We start from the raw sequence: 16816 nt of genomic DNA on the forward strand, positions 1-16816 counted from the left end.
CCCACAGACGCTTCAGACCAGCACCTGACGCGTACTGGCGATCAACTTGTGCACCTGATGTTCCACGGCAGGGTCGATCAGCTCGGTGGGGCGCCGTCCGTTGGGGCACGGCAATGTCGGCGTGGTCCCGAACAGCCGGCAGATCAGCGGGCGCTCCTCGTACACCGTGCATCCCTGCGGCCCCAGGTGCACACAGTCGAGGCGGGCCATCGCGGCCTCCTGCTCGGCGGCCGTCTTGCGCGGCAGCCGGGCCATTTCCTCGGACGATGTGGTCACCGGACCGCAGCAGTCGTGGCAGCCCGGCACGCATTCGAACGAGGGAATCTGCTCGCGAAGAAAGCGGAGCTTGTGGCTGTTGCAGCTCATGACGGGTCACCTGGTGGGCAAGGCGCCATTGTGCCGCGCGGTTGCCGCCATGGGAAACCCCGGCTTATGCTGCGTCAGGTTTTCCACACACTGCCATCAGGACCCTATCCATGAATGCTCACGCCGAGCACGCCGCTTCGTACTACGCCGCCAGCCTGCACCGGCAGCCGGTATACCCGCCCCTGCTGGGTGAGGTCAGCGTCGACGTCTGCGTGGTGGGCGGCGGTTTCTCCGGGCTCAATACCGCGATCGAGCTGGCTCAGCGCGGGCTCAGCGTCGCGCTGCTCGAAGCCCACCAGATCGGCTGGGGCGCCAGTGGGCGCAACGGCGGGCAATTGATTCGTGGGGTCGGCCACGGCCTGGAGCAGTTCCGCAAGGTCATCGGCGACGACGGTGTGCGCGACCTGACCCTGATGGGGCTGGAAGCGGTCGAAATCGTGCGCCGGCGCATCGACCAGCATCGTATTGAGTGCGATCTGACCTGGGGCTACTGTGACCTGGCCAACAAACCGGCCCAGTTGCAGGGCTTCATGGAAGAAGCCGAGGCGCTGCGCAGCCTGGGCTACGCGCATGAGTTGCAGATCGTCGAAGCGCAGGACATGCGCAGCGTGGTCGGGTCGGATCGCTATCACGGCGGCCTGGTCGACATGGGCTCCGGCCACCTGCATCCGCTGAACCTGGCCTTGGGTGAAGCCGAGGTGGCGCGGCAGCTCGGCGTGCAGCTTTTCGAGCACTCGCGGGTGACACGCATCGAGTATGGCCCGCAGGTGCGCGTGCACAGCGCTCAGGGCCAGGTACGGGCACGCTACCTGGTGCTGGGCTGCAATGCCTACCTGAACGATCTCAACCCACAGCTGAGCGGCAAGGTGCTGCCTGCAGGCAGCTATATCATCGCCACCGAGCCGCTGGATGCCGAGCAGGCGCGGCAGTTGCTGCCGCGCAACACGGCGGTGTGCGACCAGCGCGTGACGGTCGACTACTACCGATTGTCTGCCGATCGGCGCTTGCTGTTCGGCGGTGCCTGTCACTATTCAGGGCGTGATCCGAAGGATATCGCCCAGTACATGCGGCCCAAGATGCTCGAGGTGTTCCCGCAACTGGCGGATGTGCGCATCGACTATCAGTGGGGCGGCATGATCGGCATCGGCGCCAACCGTTTGCCGCAGCTCGGCCGGCTCAAGGAACAGCCCAACGTGTTCTATGCCCAGGCTTACTCCGGGCACGGCCTGAACGTTACCCACCTGGCCGGCAAGCTGCTTGGCGAGGCCATCAGCGGCCAGGCCAGCCGTGGTTTCGACCTGTTCGCCAAGGTGCCGCACATGACCTTTCCCGGCGGTCGCCACCTGCGCTCGCCGCTGCTGGCGCTGGGCATGCTCTGGCACCGGTTCAAGGAACTGGGCTAGCGCTGCGAACGCTGCAGCCGCCAGGAACTCGCACGACTACAGGCGCCAGAACGGCTTCAAGCCTTCGCTACGCGCCTGCTGCGCATCCAGGCCGATATCGCGCAACTGGTCCTTGTCCAGTTCCAGCAAGGCTGGCCGTGTGCGCAGGCGATGCAGCATCAGCGCCCAACGTCCCAGGTCTGCCGGTGCGCGCTCGGCGCAGGGGCGCAGCCTCGGCTCTTCCAGCAATTCTTCGGTGCGCAGCAGCAGACGTACATCGGTCAAGCCGTTCATGGCCGTTCTCCTTGAAGTGTTTGGACAGCAAGGCCATGGTGCCGCAGCCGAGGGCATCTCATACAGATTCAAAAAGGGCTTATGTTTTCCATACAGCCAGCTGACCTACCGGTCTGAATGCTGTATTTTGGGCGCATCTGTATGGTTACCCGCGCGAGCGACCCTATGACCCTGTACATGAACCTCGCCCAGCTGCTCACTCAGCGCATCGAACAGGGCCTCTATCGCCCCGGCGATCGACTGCCCTCGGTGCGCGCCCTTAGCATCGAGCACGGCGTCAGCCTGAGCACCGTGCAGCAAGCCTATCGCCAGCTCGAAGACCACGGCTTGGCGGCACCGCGGCCCAAATCCGGTTATTTCGTGCCCACCGTCCGTGAGCTGCCGGCGCTGCCAGCGGTAGGCCGGCCCATGCAGCGTCCGGTGGAAATCTCGCAGTGGGACCAGGTTGTCGAACTGATGCGCGCCGCGCCGCGTGATGATGTGGTGCAGCTGGGCCGCGGCATGCCCGATGTCAGCAGCCCGACCCTGCGCCCCCTGCTGCGCGAGCTGGCCCGCCTGAGCCGACACCAAGCCATGCCAGGCCTGTACTACGATTCGCTGTATGGCACCCAGGCCTTGCGCGAGCAGATCGCCCGGTTGCTGGTGGACGCCGGTTGCCAGTTGAGCATTGGCGAACTGGTGGTCACCACTGGCTGCCACGAGGCGCTGTCGGCCAGCGTGCGCGCCATCTGCGAACCCGGCGATATCGTCGCCGTGGACTCGCCGAGCTTCTTCGGCGCCATGCAGACGCTCAAGGGCCTGGGCATGAAGGCCCTGGAAATCCCCACGGACCCGCTGACCGGCATCAGCCTGCAGGCACTTGAGCTGGCATTGGAACAGTGGCCGATCAAGGCCATACAGCTGACGCCCAACTGCAACAACCCATTGGGCTACGTCATGCCCGAAGCCCGCAAGCGCGCGCTGCTGACGCTCGCCCAGCGCTTCGACGTGGCGATCATCGAGGACGATGTGTATGGCGACCTGGCCTTCAGCTACCCACGTCCGCGCACGATCAAGTCGTTCGACGAAGACGGCCGAGTGCTGTTGTGCAGTTCGTTCTCCAAGACCCTGGCGCCGGGTCTGCGGATCGGTTTCGTTGCCCCGGGCCGCTACCTGGAACGGGTGCTGCACATGAAGTACATCGGCACCGGGTCGACATCGACACAGCCGCAGCTGGCCATCGCCGAGTTCATCAAGGGCGGCCACTACGAACCGCATCTGCGGCGCATGCGCACCCAGTATCAGCGCAGCCGCGACCTGATGATCGACTGGGTCACTCGTTACTTTCCCGCCGGCACCCGCTGCAGCCGCCCGCAAGGCGGGTTCATGCTGTGGGTCGAATTGCCCGACGGCTTCGATACCCTCAAGCTCAACCGCCTGCTGCTCGACCAGGGGGTGCAGATCGCGGTGGGCAGCATTTTTTCGGCGTCGGGCAAATACCGTAATTGCCTGCGCATGAACTTCGCCAGCAAGCCCACGCCGCAGATAGAGGCCGCGGTGCGCGCGGTGGGCAGCTGCGCACGGCAACTGCTGGTGGAAAATCCACACCCCGATGCCGACCTTTGACGGCCTGCCAGGGTCGAACTGCACGCCTCCCCCTCTGCCAAGGATGATCGCTTTGCCCTGCCCCAGGCTGTTACCGCTGCTGTTGACCTTGATCCTGGCCCTGCAAGGCTGCGCCAGCGTGAACGCGCCGCGGGACTACAGCGAAATGTTACCGGCCGAACAATCGGCCTTCGGCAGGTCGGTGCAGGCCCAGGTGCAGGCCCATCATGGCCAATCGGGCTTCCGCCTGCTGTCGAGCAGTGACGAGGCCTTTCGCGCACGTGCCGAGCTGATCCGCAATGCCCAGGTCAGCCTCGACCTGCAGTACTACATTGTCCACGACGGTTTCAGCACCCGCGCCCTGGTCGACGAACTGCTCAAGGCCGCCGACCGCGGCGTGCGCGTACGCATCCTGCTGGACGACACCACCAGTGATGGGCTGGACAAGACCATCGCCACCCTGGCCGCGCATCACAACATCCAGATCCGCCTGTTCAACCCCACCCACCTGGGTCGCTCGACCGGCGCCACGCGCGCGGTGGGCCGCCTGCTGCAACTGTCTCGGCAGCACCGGCGCATGCACAACAAGCTGTGGCTGGCCGACAACAGCGTGGCTATCGTCGGCGGACGCAATCTGGGCGACGAATACTTCGACGCCGAGCCGGACATGAACTTCACCGACATCGACCTGCTCGGCTTCGGGCCGGTGGCCCAGCAACTGGGCTACAGCTTCGATCAGTACTGGAACAGTGCGCTGAGCCAGCCGATCGCCAACTTTCTGTTCACCGTTCCCACGGCCAGGCACCTGGCATCCACGCGCGTGCGCCTGGAGCAGTCGCTGCTTGAATCCAGACGCCAGCACCATGTTCTCTACGAACGCCTGATGACCTATCAGAGCGCGCCACAGATGGACATCTGGCGGCAGCAACTGATCTGGGCCTGGGGCCAGGCGCTGTGGGATGCGCCAATCAAGGTGCTGGCCCGCGGCGAGCCCGATCCGCACCTGCTGCTGACCACCCAGCTCGCGCCTGAGCTGACCCGGGTCAAGCATGAACTGATGTTGATCTCTGCCTATTTTGTACCGGGCGAGGCTGGCCGCGACTACCTCACCGGGCGCGCCGACGCCGGGGTCGACGTCAGCCTGCTGACCAACTCACTGGAAGCCACCGATGTACCCGCAGTACACGGCGGGTACGTGCCCTACCGCAAGGCGTTGCTCGAACATGGCGTGAAGCTGTTCGAACTGCGTCGCCAGCCAGGTGACGATGGCGACGTGTCCCTGAGTTTCACCGGCAGTTCCGATTCCAGCCTGCACAGCAAGGCGATGATCTTCGATGCGCGCAAATCCTTCATCGGCTCGTTCAATTTCGATCCGCGTTCGGTGCTGTGGAATACCGAGGTCGGAGTGCTGGTCGACAGCCCGGAACTGGCAGCGCAGATGCGCCACCTGGCCCGTGAGGGCATGTCGCCTGCGCGCAGCTACCAGGTGCGCCTGGAAAATGGCCAAGTGGTTTGGGATACCGAGGACCACCAGCAGATGCATACCCTGCATCGCGAACCGGGTGACTGGTGGCGAAGGCTGAACGCATGGTTCAGCGAGGCAGTGGGGCTGGAAAAGATGCTTTGATTCCCCAGCCCCCCTGGCGATGGATCAGAGCTTGATCCAGGTGGCCTTCAATTCGGTGTATTTGTCGAACGCGTGCAGCGACTTGTCACGGCCGTTGCCCGACTGCTTGAAACCACCGAACGGCGCGGTCATGTCGCCACCATCGTACTGATTGACCCACACGCTGCCGGCACGCAACGCCTTGGCCGTCAGGTGCGCCTTGGAGATGTCCGCCGTCCATACCGCGGCGGCCAGGCCATAGGCGCTGTCGTTGGCGATGCGCACGGCCTCCTCGGCAGTATCGAAGGTAAGCACCGACAATACCGGCCCGAAAATCTCTTCCTGGGCGATCTTCATGGCATTGGTCACGCCATCGAAAATGGTCGGTTCTACGTAAGTGCCGCCGGTTTCCTCGAGGATGCGCTTGCCGCCCACCAGCAGCGTTGCGCCGCCTTCCTGACCGGCCGCAATGTACGACAGCACGGTGTTCATCTGCTGGGTGTCCACCAGCGCACCGACGTTGGTCGCCGGGTCCAGCGGGTTGCCGGGTTTCCAACCCTTGAGCGCCTCGACCACCATCGGCAGAAAGCGCTCCTTGACCGAACGTTCCACCAGCAGGCGCGAACCGGCCGTACAGACTTCGCCCTGGTTGAAGGCAATGGCACTGGCCGCCGAATCGGCCGCGGCCTGCAGGTCCGGCGCATCGGCGAACACGATGTTGGGGCTCTTGCCACCTGCTTCCAGCCAGACACGCTTCATGTTCGACTCGCCAGCGTAGATCATCAGTTGCTTGGCGATCCTGGTCGAGCCGGTGAACACCACGGTGTCCACGTCCATGTGCAGGGCCAGCGCCTTGCCCACCGTGTGGCCGTGGCCCGGGAGCACGTTGAGCACGCCTTTGGGAATGCCCGCCTCGATTGCCAGCTGGGCGATGCGAATGGCCGTCAGCGGAGATTTTTCCGAAGGCTTGAGAATCACCGAGTTGCCCGTGGCCAGGGCCGGCCCCAGCTTCCAGCAGGCCATCATCAGCGGGAAGTTCCACGGCACCACTGCGGCGACCACGCCCACGGCTTCGCGGGTGACCAGGCCGAGCTGATCGTGCGGGGTCGGGGCGACTTCGTCGTAGACCTTGTCGATTGCCTCGCCGCTCCAGGCCAGGGCATTGGCCGAACCAGGCACGTCGATGTTCAGCGAATCGCTGATCGGCTTGCCCATGTCCAATGTTTCCAGAAGCGCGAGCTCTTCGGCATTTTCCCGCAGGAGGCTGGCGAAACGAATCAGGGTGGCCTTGCGCTTGGCCGGCGCCACCTTGGCCCAGACGCCGGAGTCGAACGTGGCGCGGGCATTCTCGACCGCTCGCTGGGCATCGGCAGCGTCGCAGCTGGCTACCTGGGCCAACAGCCGGCCATCGACGGGGCTTACGCATTCGAAGGTCTGGCCCGACACGGCGTCGGTGTATTCGCCGTCGATGAACGCGCGCCCTTCGATCTTCAGCTGCTGGGCACGTTGTTCCCAGTCAGCGCGAGTCAGAGTGGTCATACGGATCTCCTGTGATTGAATGCAAAGCCCGGCCGTGCAAGGCTGGACGGGGTGACATCGAACCACCCTAAACCACCGGTGTGACGCTTTTCAATATATTTGACACTTGGCGCACAGAGGCCCACGGATGTGCGTTTTATCCAACAAGCGAGGGGTTTCCTGCATGAACATCACCAGCATCGTCGATTTTGCTCAACACAGCGTCGCCCCGGAACGCTACCGGCCTGCGCCCGAGAAGATCCTTGGCGGCGACCCCGAACAGACACTGTTCAACCACTACCAGAGCCCCTGCGGGCAGATGAACGCTGGAGTATGGGAAGGCCAGGTAGGGCAATGGACGGTCAACTATACCGAGCATGAATACTGCGAAATCGTGCAGGGCGTCTCCGTGTTGCGCGACAGCCAGGGCAACGGCAAGACGCTGCGCGCCGGCGACCGCTTCGTGATCCCCGCCGGTTTCAGTGGCACTTGGGAAGTACTGGAAGCCTGCCGCAAGATCTACGTGGTGTTCGAAGCCAAGGATTGAGGCTGCTCCACACACCCCCTGTAAGAGCGAGTGCACCTGTGGGAGCGGGTTCTACCCGCGAAAGCACCCCCGCGATCCAGAATTCACACCAAAAAAAAGGCCCGCATCTTTCGATACGGGCCTTTTTCTGGTCGCCAAAATCAATTACTTGATTTTGCCTTCCTTGTACATCACGTGCTTGCGAACAACCGGATCAAATTTCTTGATCTCGATCTTGTCCGGAGTAGTACGCTTGTTCTTGTCGGTAGTGTAGAAGTGACCAGTACCGGCGCTCGAGATCAAACGAATCAATTCACGCATGATAAAGCTCCCTTAAACCTTGCCGCCATCGCGACGGATTTCGGCCAGCACGACAGTGATGCCACGCTTGTCGATGATACGCATGCCCTTGGCGGATACGCGCAGACGCACAAAACGTTTCTCTTCTTCAACCCAGAAGCGGTGATGCTGCAGGTTCGGCAGGAAACGACGACGGGTTTTGTTGTTTGCGTGGGAAATGTTATTCCCAGTCACCGGACCCTTACCGGTAACTTGACAGACTCTCGACATGCCTCAGCCCTCTAAAACCACATGCCCAACCCGGCATGGGTTGGCCGCTTATCTTTCAGTCATTTGGCGCACGGCGCCGCGTTTCTTCAGGGTCTTACCCACCTCACCGTAAAGGCAGAGGAACAGGGCCCTAGAAAAGAGCGCTGCTTTATACCAGAAAGCCTTGGGCGCAACAACTGCAGATGCACAATCAATGTGTCGCGCAACACAGCTACTGGCTCACGCGCAGCAGTGGCGGGCGTGCTGCGGCACGACCACTCGTCGCGCAAAAAAACGATTTAGGGATAGTCAACGCTGCCGGACATCTCTAGGGTAGGACTTTTCTCCAGACTGCATAGGCAGATGGGCCCTCGACACGCCAAGGAACACACCATGCGTCTTGCGACTTTGCCGTTCTTGCTTGCTCCCCTGTTTGCCTCTGCGCTGGCTCATGCCGCGCCGCTGACAGTCTGTACCGAGGCCAGCCCCGAAGGCTTCGACGTGGTCCAGTACAATTCACTGACCACCACCAACGCGTCGGCCGACGTGCTGATGAACCGCCTGGTGGAGTTCGATGCCAAAGCCGGCAAGGTCGTTCCCAGCCTGGCGGACAGCTGGGCCGTATCGGCCGATGGCCTGACCTACACGTTCAAGCTGCACCCCGGCGTCAAGTTCCACGGCACCTCGTACTTCAAGCCCGACCGCGAGCTCAATGCGCAGGACGTGCTGTTCAGCTTCCAGCGCATGCTCGACCCGGCCAACCCCTGGCACAAGGTCGCGCAGAGTGGCTTTCCGCACGCCCAGTCGATGCAGCTGCCGGGGCTGATCAAGAAGATCGAGGCGCCTGATCCGCTGACCGTCCGGTTTATCCTGGATCATCCCGATGCGACGTTCCTGGCGACCTTGAGCATGGGCTTCGCCTCGATCTATTCGGCGCAATACGCCGAGCAACTGATGCAGGCCGGTACTCCGGAAAAACTCAACAGCCAGCCGATCGGCAGCGGTCCGTTCATCTTCGTACGCTTCGAGAAGGACGCCGTGGTGCGCTACAAGGCCAACCCGGACTACTTCGCCGGCAAACCTGCGGTCGACCCGCTGCTGTTCGCCATCACCCCGGACGCCAACGTGCGCCTGCAGAAGCTGCGGCGCAACGAGTGCCAACTGACCCTCTCGCCTAAGCCGCTGGACATTGCCGCAGCCGCCGACGACAAGAGCCTTCAGGTGATCAAGACCGAGGCCTTCATGACCGCGTTCCTGGCCATCAACAGCCAGCACCCGCCGCTGGACAAGCCCGAAGTGCGCCAGGCGATCAACCTGGCGTTCGACAAGGACAGCTACCTCAAGGCCGTGTTCGAGGGCACTGCGGAGGCGGCCAATGGGCCCTACCCGCCCAATACCTGGAGCTATGCGCGGGACCTGCCGGGTTACCGGCAGGACACCGCCAAGGCGCGTGAATTGCTGGCCAAGGCCGGCCTGAAGGACGGCTTCAACACCACCATCTGGACCCGCCCATCGGGCAGCCTGCTCAACCCCAACCCCAGCCTGGGGGCGCAGCTGCTGCAGGCGGACCTGGCCAAGGTCGGCATCAAGGCCGAGATCCGCGTGATCGAGTGGGGCGAGCTGATCCGCCGTGCCAAGGCCGGTGAGCATGACCTGTTGTTCATGGGCTGGGCTGGCGACAACGGTGATCCGGACAACTTCCTGACGCCGCAGTTTTCCTGCGCGGCGGTACAGTCCGGGACAAACTTCGCGCGCTATTGCGACAAGACCCTGGACAAGCTGATCAGTGACGGCAAGGCCGTCACCGACCAGGCCCAGCGCAGCAAGCTGTATCACCAGGCCCAGGCGCAGATCCAGCAGCAGGCGCTGTGGCTGCCACTGGCGCACCCGACGGCGGCCGTGCTGGCCCGCAAGGGCGTCGAGGGGTACGCCGTCAGCCCGTTCGGCCGGCAGGACTTTTCCAAGGTGTCTGTAGGTAAATAGGACGCGGCGAGGCTGCTTACATCCAGCCGTGCTCGACCATCGACAGCGGCTCTCCCTCGCCGATGATGATGTGGTCGAGCACCCGGACATCCACCAACGCCAGTGACTCCTTGAGGCGCAGAGTCAGGGCGCGGTCAGCCTGGCTCGGGGTTGGGTTTCCGGAAGGGTGATTGTGCGTCAGGATCAGCGCCGCAGCGTTCATGGCTATGGCTCGCTTGACCACTTCGCGCGGATACACCGCTGCACTGTCGATCGTGCCGCGAAACAGCACCTCGAAACCCAACGGCTGGTGCTTGGTGTCCAGGAACAGGCAACCGAACACTTCCTGGCGCTCATGGCGCAGCTTGGCCTTGAGGTAGCGGCGCACCGACTCGGGATCTTCCATGGCCGGTCCGCGGTTCAGGCGTTCGGCCATGTAGCGGCGGTTCATCTCGATGGAGGCCTGCAGCTGGGCGTATTTGGCAGGCCCCATGCCGAAGTGCTGGCTGAAGGTTTTCTGGTCGGCCTCGAGCAGGGCGCGCAGGCCGCCGAAGCGGATCAGCAGGTTGCGCGCGACGTCCACGGCGCTGTGCCCGGCCACGCCGGTACGCAGGAATATCGCCAGCAGCTCGCCATCGGAAAGACTGCCCGGACCATGCGCCAGCAGGCGCTCACGTGGCCGCTCGGCCTCGGGCCAATCGCGAATACTCATCCCCACTCCCTGTCTGTGAGCCTCGCTGTTCCATAGCGAGCGCTGTGCTATCTTAGCGCAACTTTTTGCACGGCGACCCGGCCCCGGGAGGCGGTTTCACCGTGGTGTTATTACCAGATGATAAAGGCAGGCCTATGCAGCGGCTGTATCGAAAACGCATCATTCTGGGCGTCGGCGGCGGCATTGCCGCCTACAAGAGCGCCGAGCTGGTACGTAGGCTTCTGGAACAGGGTGCCGAAGTACGCGTGGTAATGACCAAGGGCGGCAGCGAGTTCATCACGCCGCTGACGTTGCAGGCGCTTTCCGGCCACCCGGTGCACATGGACCTGCTCGACCCTGCTGCCGAAGCTGCCATGGGCCATATCGAGCTGGCCAAATGGGCCGACCTGGTGCTCATCGCCCCCGCCACTGCCGACCTGATGGCGCGCCTGGCGCAGGGCATGGCCAACGACCTGTTGACTACGCTGGTACTGGCCACCGACGCCACCGTGGCCATCGCGCCGGCCATGAACCAGGCCATGTGGCGCGATCCGGCCACCCAGGACAACCTGCACCTGCTGCGCAGCCGTGGCCTGAAAGTCTTCGGCCCGGCTGCGGGTAGCCAGGCCTGTGGCGACATCGGCCTGGGCCGCATGCTCGAAGCCACCGAGCTTGCGCTGTGCGCGGCCGACTGCTTCGAGCACCTGGCCTTGACCGGCAAGCACGTGCTGATCACCGCCGGCCCGACCCAGGAAAACATCGATCCGGTGCGCTACATCACCAACCACAGCTCCGGCAAGATGGGCTTTGCCCTGGCCGAAGCGGCCGTCGAGGCCGGCGCCCGCGTCACCTTGATCTGTGGCCCGGTGCACCTGCCCACGCCCGACCGCGTGACGCGCATCGATGTGGTCAGCGCACGCGACATGCTCGCTGCCTGCGAAGCCGGCATGCCCTGCGACGTGTTCATCGCATCCGCCGCCGTGGCCGACTACCGCCCCGAAGTGGTGGCCGCGCAGAAGCTCAAGAAAGACCCGGCCAGCGGTGACGGCCTGTTGCTGCAGATGGTGCGCAACCCGGACATCCTGGCGACCATCGCCGGCCGCGCCGACCGCCCATTCAGCGTCGGCTTCGCCGCCGAAACCGAACACCTGCTCGACTATGCCGCGCGCAAGCTCCAGGACAAGAACCTGGATTTGATCGTGGCCAACGACGTCGCCAACCCCAGCATCGGTTTCAACAGCGAAGAAAACGCCTGCAGCGTGATCGACCGCCAGCTGCAGACCACTGCTTTCGCCCAGACCAGCAAGGGCAAGATCGCCCGCCAGCTGGTTTCCTTCATCGCCAAGCGCCTCGATCAGGTTTAACGACATTCATGCACGCCCTTCAAGCCAAAATCCTCGACCCACGCCTGGGCCGGGACTTCCCGCTGCCGCACTACGCCACACCCGGCTCCGCCGGCCTGGACCTGCGCGCCATGTTGCAGCAAGACACACTGCTGGCACCTGGGCAGACCTTGCTGATTCCTACCGGCCTGTCGATCTACATCGGTGATCCGGCCCTGGCGGCGCTGATCCTGCCGCGCTCGGGCCTGGGCCACAAGCATGGCATCGTGCTGGGTAATCTGGTCGGCCTGATCGACTCCGATTACCAGGGCGAACTGATGGTTTCGTGCTGGAACCGTGGCCACACCGAGTTCACCCTGACAGTGGGCGAGCGCATCGCCCAGCTGGTATTGGTGCCGGTGGTGCAAGCCCATTTCGAGCTGGTCGAAAGCTTCGACGAAAGCCAGCGCGGGACCGGCGGTTTCGGTCACTCCGGCACCCAGTAAACGGCCATGCAGAGCAGGCGGCCGTGGCGAGACCATGCCGTTCCAACGCGTTCAATGCGGAGATGACAGGTGAAAGGATTTCCTCGCAATGCCAAGACGGCCGAGCACGGCCAGGCTTCGAACGCACGGCCCAACGCCGGCAACCAGGCGTTGCTGCTCGCCATTGCCGGGGTACTTGCCGCCCTGCTGCTGATCTGGTTTCTGGTAGTTGCACCGCTGGCCGGCCGCGCCTTCCAGAACGCCGAGGCGAGTGCCGCCGCGCCTTTCACCGCGGGCCTGGACGCTGCGATCGCGCGTCAGGCCGGCCAGGCGGCCGCCCTGGCCCATTCACCTGCACTCATGGCCGCGCTGGCCAGCCAGGACCCCGCAGGTATCGCCCAGGCCGCCAATGCAGTGCCGTTGATCGACGGCCTGCAAGGCGTGCGCCTGAACCTGCCGGGACAGGCCAAGGTCGACCAGCAGGGCGCGGCCCCGATCAATTTTGCCGTACTGGACATGCTCAGCCGCGCCGAACGCGGTGTTGCCACCCCGCCTGAAGCCTACAAGGTCAACGGACGCTGGTGGATCTACACCGTCGCGGCCGTCCAGCAAGGCCCGCAGTCACCCGTGCTGGGCACACTGCTGCTGGGGTTCGACATGCAGCCACTGGTCAAGGCGCTGGCATTGCCCGACGCCGAGTTCGGCCAGTTGCGCCTGCAGCAAAGCGTACTGGGCAGCCCACCGCAACTGCTGGTCGAGCAAGGCAGCAACGCGTCTGCCACACGCTATCCGTATGCGACTTCCAACCCCAACTGGCGCCTGGAATTCAGCCCGGGGCCGTTGTTCCAACCGCCCTTCGCCTGGAGTTCGCTGGGCCTGATGATGCTGGCGGCGGCAATTGCCATTGGCTGCGCGGCGCTGGCGGTGCGTCTCGCCCAGCGCCAGCTGTATGCGCGCATCGAGGCCGATGCGCGGCAACTCGAGCAGTTGCTCGACGAGTTGTCCGGCGGCAAGGCGGTCAAGGCGTTCGGCCTCAGCCTGGCGCCACTCAACGGCCTGGCACAGGGCCTGGCGCGGCTGTCGCTGCGTGAAGGCAGCGCGCAACCCACCGACGGCACTGCCGCTGCGCCAGCGCCTGCTGCGGACAATTGGACCAATCCGATCTTTCAGGACACCGACATGCTCGAAGTCGACGCGGCGGAGCCTGACCCTGACCCAGGCACCCTGCCACCGGCGCTGCCCCACGGGATCTTTCGCGCCTATGACATCCGCGGCATCGTCGGCAGTACCCTGAATGCCGACACGGCCTACTGGGTCGGCCGCGCCGTCGGTGCGCAAAGCCTGGCCATGGGCGAGGCCAACGTCAATGTCGGCCGGGACGGACGCCTGTCCGGGCCGGAGCTGGTGCAGCCGCTGATCCAGGGGCTGGTCGACGCCGGCTGCCACGTCAGCGACGTGGGCCTGGTGCCGACACCGGCGTTGTACTATGCCAACCACGTGCTGACCGGACGTTCCGGGGTGATGCTCACCGGCAGCCACAACCCGCCTGACTACAACGGCTTCAAGGTGGTGATCGCCGGCGACACGCTGGCCAACGAACAGATCCTGGCATTGCACCAGCGCCTGCTGCACAACGACCTCAGCCAGGGCCAGGGCAGTGTCGAACAGGTGGACATCCTGCCGCGCTATGTCGCGCAGATCCGCGATGACATCGTGCTCACCCGTCGACTCAAGGTGGTGGTCGACTGCGGCAACGGCGCCGGCGCGGTGGTAGCCCCGGAACTGATCCAGGCCCTGGGGTGCGAGGTCATCCCGCTGTTCTGCGAGGTCGACGGGCATTTCCCCAATCACCACCCGGACCCGAGCAAGGCCGCCAACCTGCAGGCACTGATCGCCAAGGTGGACGAAAGCGGCGCCGACCTGGGCCTGGCCTTCGATGGCGACGCCGACCGTGTGGGCGTTGTGACCAATACCGGTCGCATCATCCATCCCGATCGCCTGCTGATGCTGTTCGCGCGCGATGTGCTGTCGCGTAATCCCGGTGCCGACGTGATTTACGACGTCAAGTGCACGCGCCGCCTGGGCCCGCTGATCAAGGAGCACGGCGGGCGTCCGGTGATGTGGAAGACGGGGCATTCCCTGATCAAGAAAGAGATGAAGCGCACTGGCGCGCTGGTGGCCGGGGAAATGAGCGGGCACATCTTCTTCAAGGAGCGCTGGTTCGGCTTCGACGACGGCATCTACAGCGCCGCGCGACTGCTGGAAATCCTCAGCCGGGAAAACCTCAGCGCCGAAGAGGTGTTCGCTGCATTCGCCGACGACGTGTCCACGCCCGAACTGAATATCCCGGTGACCGAAGACAGCAAATTCGGCCTCATCGACGCCTTGCACCAAAGCGCCCAGTGGGGCGACGCGCAGCTCACCACCATCGATGGCGTGCGCGTGGACTACCCTAGAGGCTGGGGCCTGGTCCGTGCCTCCAACACCACGCCGGTGCTGGTGACACGCTTCGAAGCCGAAGACGCCGAGGAACTCGAACGAATCCAGGGCGTCTTCCGTACCCAGCTGTTGAAAGTCGCACCTGACCTGCACCTACCGTTCTGACCACTTGTTTCACTGGAGCCCCGCATGACCCTCGAACGTGATGCCGCCACCAACGTCGCCAAGGTATTGTCCGAAGCGCTGCCCTATATCCGCCGCTTTGTCGGCAAGACCCTGGTGATCAAGTACGGCGGCAACGCGATGGAGAGCGAAGAGCTCAAGACCGGTTTCGCCCGTGACATCGTGTTGATGAAGGCTGTCGGCATCAACCCGGTGGTGGTGCACGGCGGCGGGCCGCAGATCGGCGACCTGCTCAAGCGCCTGTCCATCGAGAGCCATTTCGTCGACGGCATGCGGGTTACCGATGCGCAGACCATGGACGTGGTGGAGATGGTGCTGGGTGGCCAGGTCAACAAGGACATCGTCAACCTGATCAACCGCCACGGCGGCAGCGCCATCGGCCTGACCGGCAAGGACGCCGAGCTGATCCGCGCGCGCAAGCTCACGGTGACTCGCCAGACGCCTGAAATGACCAAGCCGGAAATCATCGACATCGGCCACGTCGGGGAAGTCACCGGGGTCAACACCGATCTGCTGAACATGCTGGTCAACGGTGATTTCATTCCGGTGATCGCGCCCATCGGCGTCGGCCCGGACGGTGAGTCCTACAACATCAACGCCGATCTGGTAGCGGGCAAGGTGGCCGAGGCGCTCAAGGCCGAGAAGCTGATGCTGCTGACCAACATCGCCGGCTTGATGGACAAGGAAGGCAATGTACTGACCGGCCTGACCACCGAGCAGGTCGCCGGTCTGATCGCTGACGGCACCATCTATGGCGGCATGCTGCCCAAGATCCGCTGCGCACTGGAAGCGGTCCAGGGCGGCGTGACCACCTCGCACATCATCGACGGCCGCGTTCCCAACGCCGTGTTGCTGGAAATCTTCACCGACAGCGGTGTCGGTACCCTGATCAGCAACAAGAAAATCGGTTGATCCGACAGCGGTGCGCCAGACGCACCGCAGCGATCGCCGACGCGGCTCGCGCCGCTGCTACAGAATTCCCGACCCCCTGTAACAGCAGCACAAGCCGCGTCGCCCGCAAACGATCCCTGTAGCAGCGGCGCAAGCCGCGTCGGCGGTAAATGCCCCCCGTAGCAGCGGCGCAAGCCGCGTCGGCGGTAAATGCCCCCCCGTAGCAGCGGCGCAAGCCGCGTCGGCGATGAATGCTCCCCTGTAGCAGCGGCGCGAGCCGCGTCGGCGGTGAATGCTCCCCTGTAGCAGCGGCGCGAGCCGCGTCGGCGATGAATGCTCCCCTGTAGCAGCGGCGCGAGCCGCGTCGGCGGTGAATGCGGTGCATCAGGCAGAACGCGGTAAGGCCCGACGCGGCTTGCGCCGCTGCTACAGGGGATTTTCGAGAAGTTTGACCAGTTGGGTTCGCTGCTGCGCAAAGCCGGCGTCGGCTTCGCTGCGCGATTGCTGCAGCCTGGCGATGCGGGTTTGCAGCTCGGCGACTTGAGCGTGCACATCACGCAGCTGGTCGAGCATCGACGTCGACACCTCCTGACCTGCACGTTCCTGGGCGGCAGCCTGCCCCTGCAATGTCGCCTGCTGACCCTGCAAAGTCTTCACGTTCGCCGTGGCCACGGCAATCAGCGCATCGATTTCCGCCCGGCGACGGGCACAGGCCTTGTCCAGCTCTTCTACCGATGGATAGCGCTCGAGCAGCTGCGCATCGGCCTGCGCCTGCACATCGGCCTGCTGCTTGAGACGCAGTTCCTCGGCCGTGGGTGCAGGTGGCACCGTCTGCACCACCCGACCGGTCTGGTTGAGCACCTGGTAACCCTTGCCCACGTACTCCGGGGGCACGCCCTGGCGATCCAGCACGGTCACGCCCCGGCTATCGACGTAGCGATAGAGCAGCATGCCCGGCGCCTCGGCCGCCGTTGCCGCCAGCACCGGCAGCAGGCTCATCGCCGCCACCGCCAGGCTC

Annotated in this window: 16 protein-coding genes; 9 read left to right on the plus strand and 7 right to left on the minus strand. The window is 64.2% G+C overall.

The window, feature by feature from the left end:
- Positions 1–12 precede the first annotated feature (12 nt).
- Entirely contained in the window at positions 13–366 is a 354-nt protein-coding gene (locus IFT75_RS13030; RefSeq protein ID WP_122479951.1) for a YkgJ family cysteine cluster protein, read from the minus strand.
- A gap of 110 nt (positions 367–476) precedes the next feature.
- Between IFT75_RS13030 and IFT75_RS13035 the strand changes: the two genes are divergently transcribed.
- On the plus strand, positions 477–1769 hold the full coding sequence (locus IFT75_RS13035; protein WP_192055117.1) for an NAD(P)/FAD-dependent oxidoreductase: 1293 nt from the start codon (positions 477–479) through the stop codon (positions 1767–1769).
- A gap of 36 nt (positions 1770–1805) precedes the next feature.
- Here the strand turns inward: IFT75_RS13035 and IFT75_RS13040 are convergent, their stop codons facing one another.
- Entirely contained in the window at positions 1806–2042 is a 237-nt protein-coding gene (locus tag IFT75_RS13040; RefSeq protein ID WP_122479953.1) for a DUF1127 domain-containing protein, read from the minus strand.
- 165 nt (positions 2043–2207) lie between these two features.
- Between IFT75_RS13040 and IFT75_RS13045 the strand changes: the two genes are divergently transcribed.
- Together IFT75_RS13045 and IFT75_RS13050 are read left to right on the plus strand one after the other, a co-directional pair.
- Positions 2208–3647 carry an aminotransferase-like domain-containing protein gene (locus tag IFT75_RS13045; protein ID WP_192055119.1) on the plus strand — a complete coding sequence of 480 codons (1440 nt, stop codon included), beginning with the start codon at positions 2208–2210 and terminating at the stop codon, positions 3645–3647.
- Positions 3648–3690: 43 nt separating this feature from the next.
- Complete coding sequence (locus tag IFT75_RS13050; protein ID WP_192055121.1) at positions 3691–5253, plus strand: phospholipase D family protein; 1563 nt, start codon at positions 3691–3693, stop codon at positions 5251–5253.
- Between the two features lie 24 nt (positions 5254–5277).
- Here IFT75_RS13050 and IFT75_RS13055 read toward each other — a convergent pair whose 3' ends face one another.
- Entirely contained in the window at positions 5278–6771 is a 1494-nt protein-coding gene (locus IFT75_RS13055; protein ID WP_192055122.1) for an aldehyde dehydrogenase, read from the minus strand.
- Positions 6772–6934: 163 nt separating this feature from the next.
- Between IFT75_RS13055 and IFT75_RS13060 the strand changes: the two genes are divergently transcribed.
- Positions 6935–7297 carry a cupin domain-containing protein gene (locus IFT75_RS13060; RefSeq protein ID WP_122479957.1) on the plus strand — a complete coding sequence of 121 codons (363 nt, stop codon included), beginning with the start codon at positions 6935–6937 and terminating at the stop codon, positions 7295–7297.
- 144 nt (positions 7298–7441) lie between these two features.
- On the opposite strand, the gene rpmG is transcribed toward IFT75_RS13060, so the two are convergent.
- Entirely contained in the window at positions 7442–7597 is a 156-nt protein-coding gene (gene rpmG / locus IFT75_RS13065; RefSeq protein ID WP_022960960.1) for a 50S ribosomal protein L33, read from the minus strand.
- A gap of 12 nt (positions 7598–7609) precedes the next feature.
- Positions 7610–7846, minus strand: coding sequence for a 50S ribosomal protein L28 (rpmB, locus tag IFT75_RS13070; protein WP_122479958.1), 237 nt, complete (start codon positions 7844–7846; stop codon positions 7610–7612).
- Positions 7847–8218: 372 nt separating this feature from the next.
- Between rpmB and IFT75_RS13075 the strand changes: the two genes are divergently transcribed.
- On the plus strand, positions 8219–9808 hold the full coding sequence (locus tag IFT75_RS13075; RefSeq protein ID WP_192055124.1) for an ABC transporter substrate-binding protein: 1590 nt from the start codon (positions 8219–8221) through the stop codon (positions 9806–9808).
- Positions 9809–9824: 16 nt separating this feature from the next.
- Here the strand turns inward: IFT75_RS13075 and radC are convergent, their stop codons facing one another.
- Positions 9825–10499: a RadC family protein gene (gene radC, locus IFT75_RS13080; RefSeq protein WP_192050170.1), complete on the minus strand. Its 675-nt coding sequence runs from the start codon at positions 10497–10499 to the stop codon at positions 9825–9827.
- Positions 10500–10633: 134 nt separating this feature from the next.
- On the opposite strand from radC, the gene coaBC reads away from it, so the two are divergent.
- The 4 genes from coaBC (at position 10634) to argB (ending at position 15819) form a co-directional block, all read left to right on the plus strand.
- Positions 10634–11842, plus strand: coding sequence for a bifunctional phosphopantothenoylcysteine decarboxylase/phosphopantothenate--cysteine ligase CoaBC (gene coaBC / locus IFT75_RS13085; protein WP_122479961.1), 1209 nt, complete (start codon positions 10634–10636; stop codon positions 11840–11842).
- 8 nt (positions 11843–11850) lie between these two features.
- Entirely contained in the window at positions 11851–12306 is a 456-nt protein-coding gene (dut, locus tag IFT75_RS13090) for a dUTP diphosphatase (RefSeq protein ID WP_122479962.1), read from the plus strand.
- Positions 12307–13464: 1158 nt separating this feature from the next.
- On the plus strand, positions 13465–14889 hold the full coding sequence (locus IFT75_RS21415; protein ID WP_244652751.1) for a phosphomannomutase/phosphoglucomutase: 1425 nt from the start codon (positions 13465–13467) through the stop codon (positions 14887–14889).
- Between the two features lie 24 nt (positions 14890–14913).
- A complete protein-coding gene (gene argB, locus IFT75_RS13100) occupies positions 14914–15819 on the plus strand; it encodes an acetylglutamate kinase (RefSeq protein WP_043192190.1) in 906 nt (301 codons plus the stop codon).
- Between the two features lie 405 nt (positions 15820–16224).
- Here the strand turns inward: argB and IFT75_RS13105 are convergent, their stop codons facing one another.
- Positions 16225–16797, minus strand: coding sequence for a DUF4124 domain-containing protein (locus IFT75_RS13105; protein WP_244652752.1), 573 nt, complete (start codon positions 16795–16797; stop codon positions 16225–16227).
- Between the last annotated feature and the right edge of the window lie 19 nt (positions 16798–16816).

This window comes from Pseudomonas sp. CFBP 8758 (genome assembly GCF_014841725.1).
In the GTDB taxonomy this organism is placed as follows: domain Bacteria; phylum Pseudomonadota; class Gammaproteobacteria; order Pseudomonadales; family Pseudomonadaceae; genus Aquipseudomonas; species Aquipseudomonas baltica.

Excerpts from the sequence above, each read along its gene's own strand:
- IFT75_RS13050 (WP_192055121.1), top strand. The coding sequence starts at position 3,691 with ATGATCGCTTTGCCCTGCCCCAGGCTGTTACCGCTGCTGTTGACCTTG.
- rpmG (WP_022960960.1), bottom strand. The coding sequence starts at position 7,597 with ATGCGTGAATTGATTCGTTTGATCTCGAGCGCCGGTACTGGTCACTTC.
- coaBC (WP_122479961.1), top strand. The coding sequence starts at position 10,634 with ATGCAGCGGCTGTATCGAAAACGCATCATTCTGGGCGTCGGCGGCGGC.
- IFT75_RS13060 (WP_122479957.1), top strand. The coding sequence starts at position 6,935 with ATGAACATCACCAGCATCGTCGATTTTGCTCAACACAGCGTCGCCCCG.
- argB (WP_043192190.1), top strand. The coding sequence starts at position 14,914 with ATGACCCTCGAACGTGATGCCGCCACCAACGTCGCCAAGGTATTGTCC.
- IFT75_RS13030 (WP_122479951.1), bottom strand. The coding sequence starts at position 366 with ATGAGCTGCAACAGCCACAAGCTCCGCTTTCTTCGCGAGCAGATTCCC.
- IFT75_RS13045 (WP_192055119.1), top strand. The coding sequence starts at position 2,208 with ATGACCCTGTACATGAACCTCGCCCAGCTGCTCACTCAGCGCATCGAA.
- IFT75_RS13075 (WP_192055124.1), top strand. The coding sequence starts at position 8,219 with ATGCGTCTTGCGACTTTGCCGTTCTTGCTTGCTCCCCTGTTTGCCTCT.
- IFT75_RS21415 (WP_244652751.1), top strand. The coding sequence starts at position 13,465 with ATGCTCGAAGTCGACGCGGCGGAGCCTGACCCTGACCCAGGCACCCTG.
- IFT75_RS13035 (WP_192055117.1), top strand. The coding sequence starts at position 477 with ATGAATGCTCACGCCGAGCACGCCGCTTCGTACTACGCCGCCAGCCTG.
- radC (WP_192050170.1), bottom strand. The coding sequence starts at position 10,499 with ATGAGTATTCGCGATTGGCCCGAGGCCGAGCGGCCACGTGAGCGCCTG.
- IFT75_RS13040 (WP_122479953.1), bottom strand. The coding sequence starts at position 2,042 with ATGAACGGCTTGACCGATGTACGTCTGCTGCTGCGCACCGAAGAATTG.
- IFT75_RS13055 (WP_192055122.1), bottom strand. The coding sequence starts at position 6,771 with ATGACCACTCTGACTCGCGCTGACTGGGAACAACGTGCCCAGCAGCTG.
- rpmB (WP_122479958.1), bottom strand. The coding sequence starts at position 7,846 with ATGTCGAGAGTCTGTCAAGTTACCGGTAAGGGTCCGGTGACTGGGAAT.
- dut (WP_122479962.1), top strand. The coding sequence starts at position 11,851 with ATGCACGCCCTTCAAGCCAAAATCCTCGACCCACGCCTGGGCCGGGAC.
- IFT75_RS13105 (WP_244652752.1), bottom strand. The coding sequence starts at position 16,797 with ATGAGCCTGCTGCCGGTGCTGGCGGCAACGGCGGCCGAGGCGCCGGGC.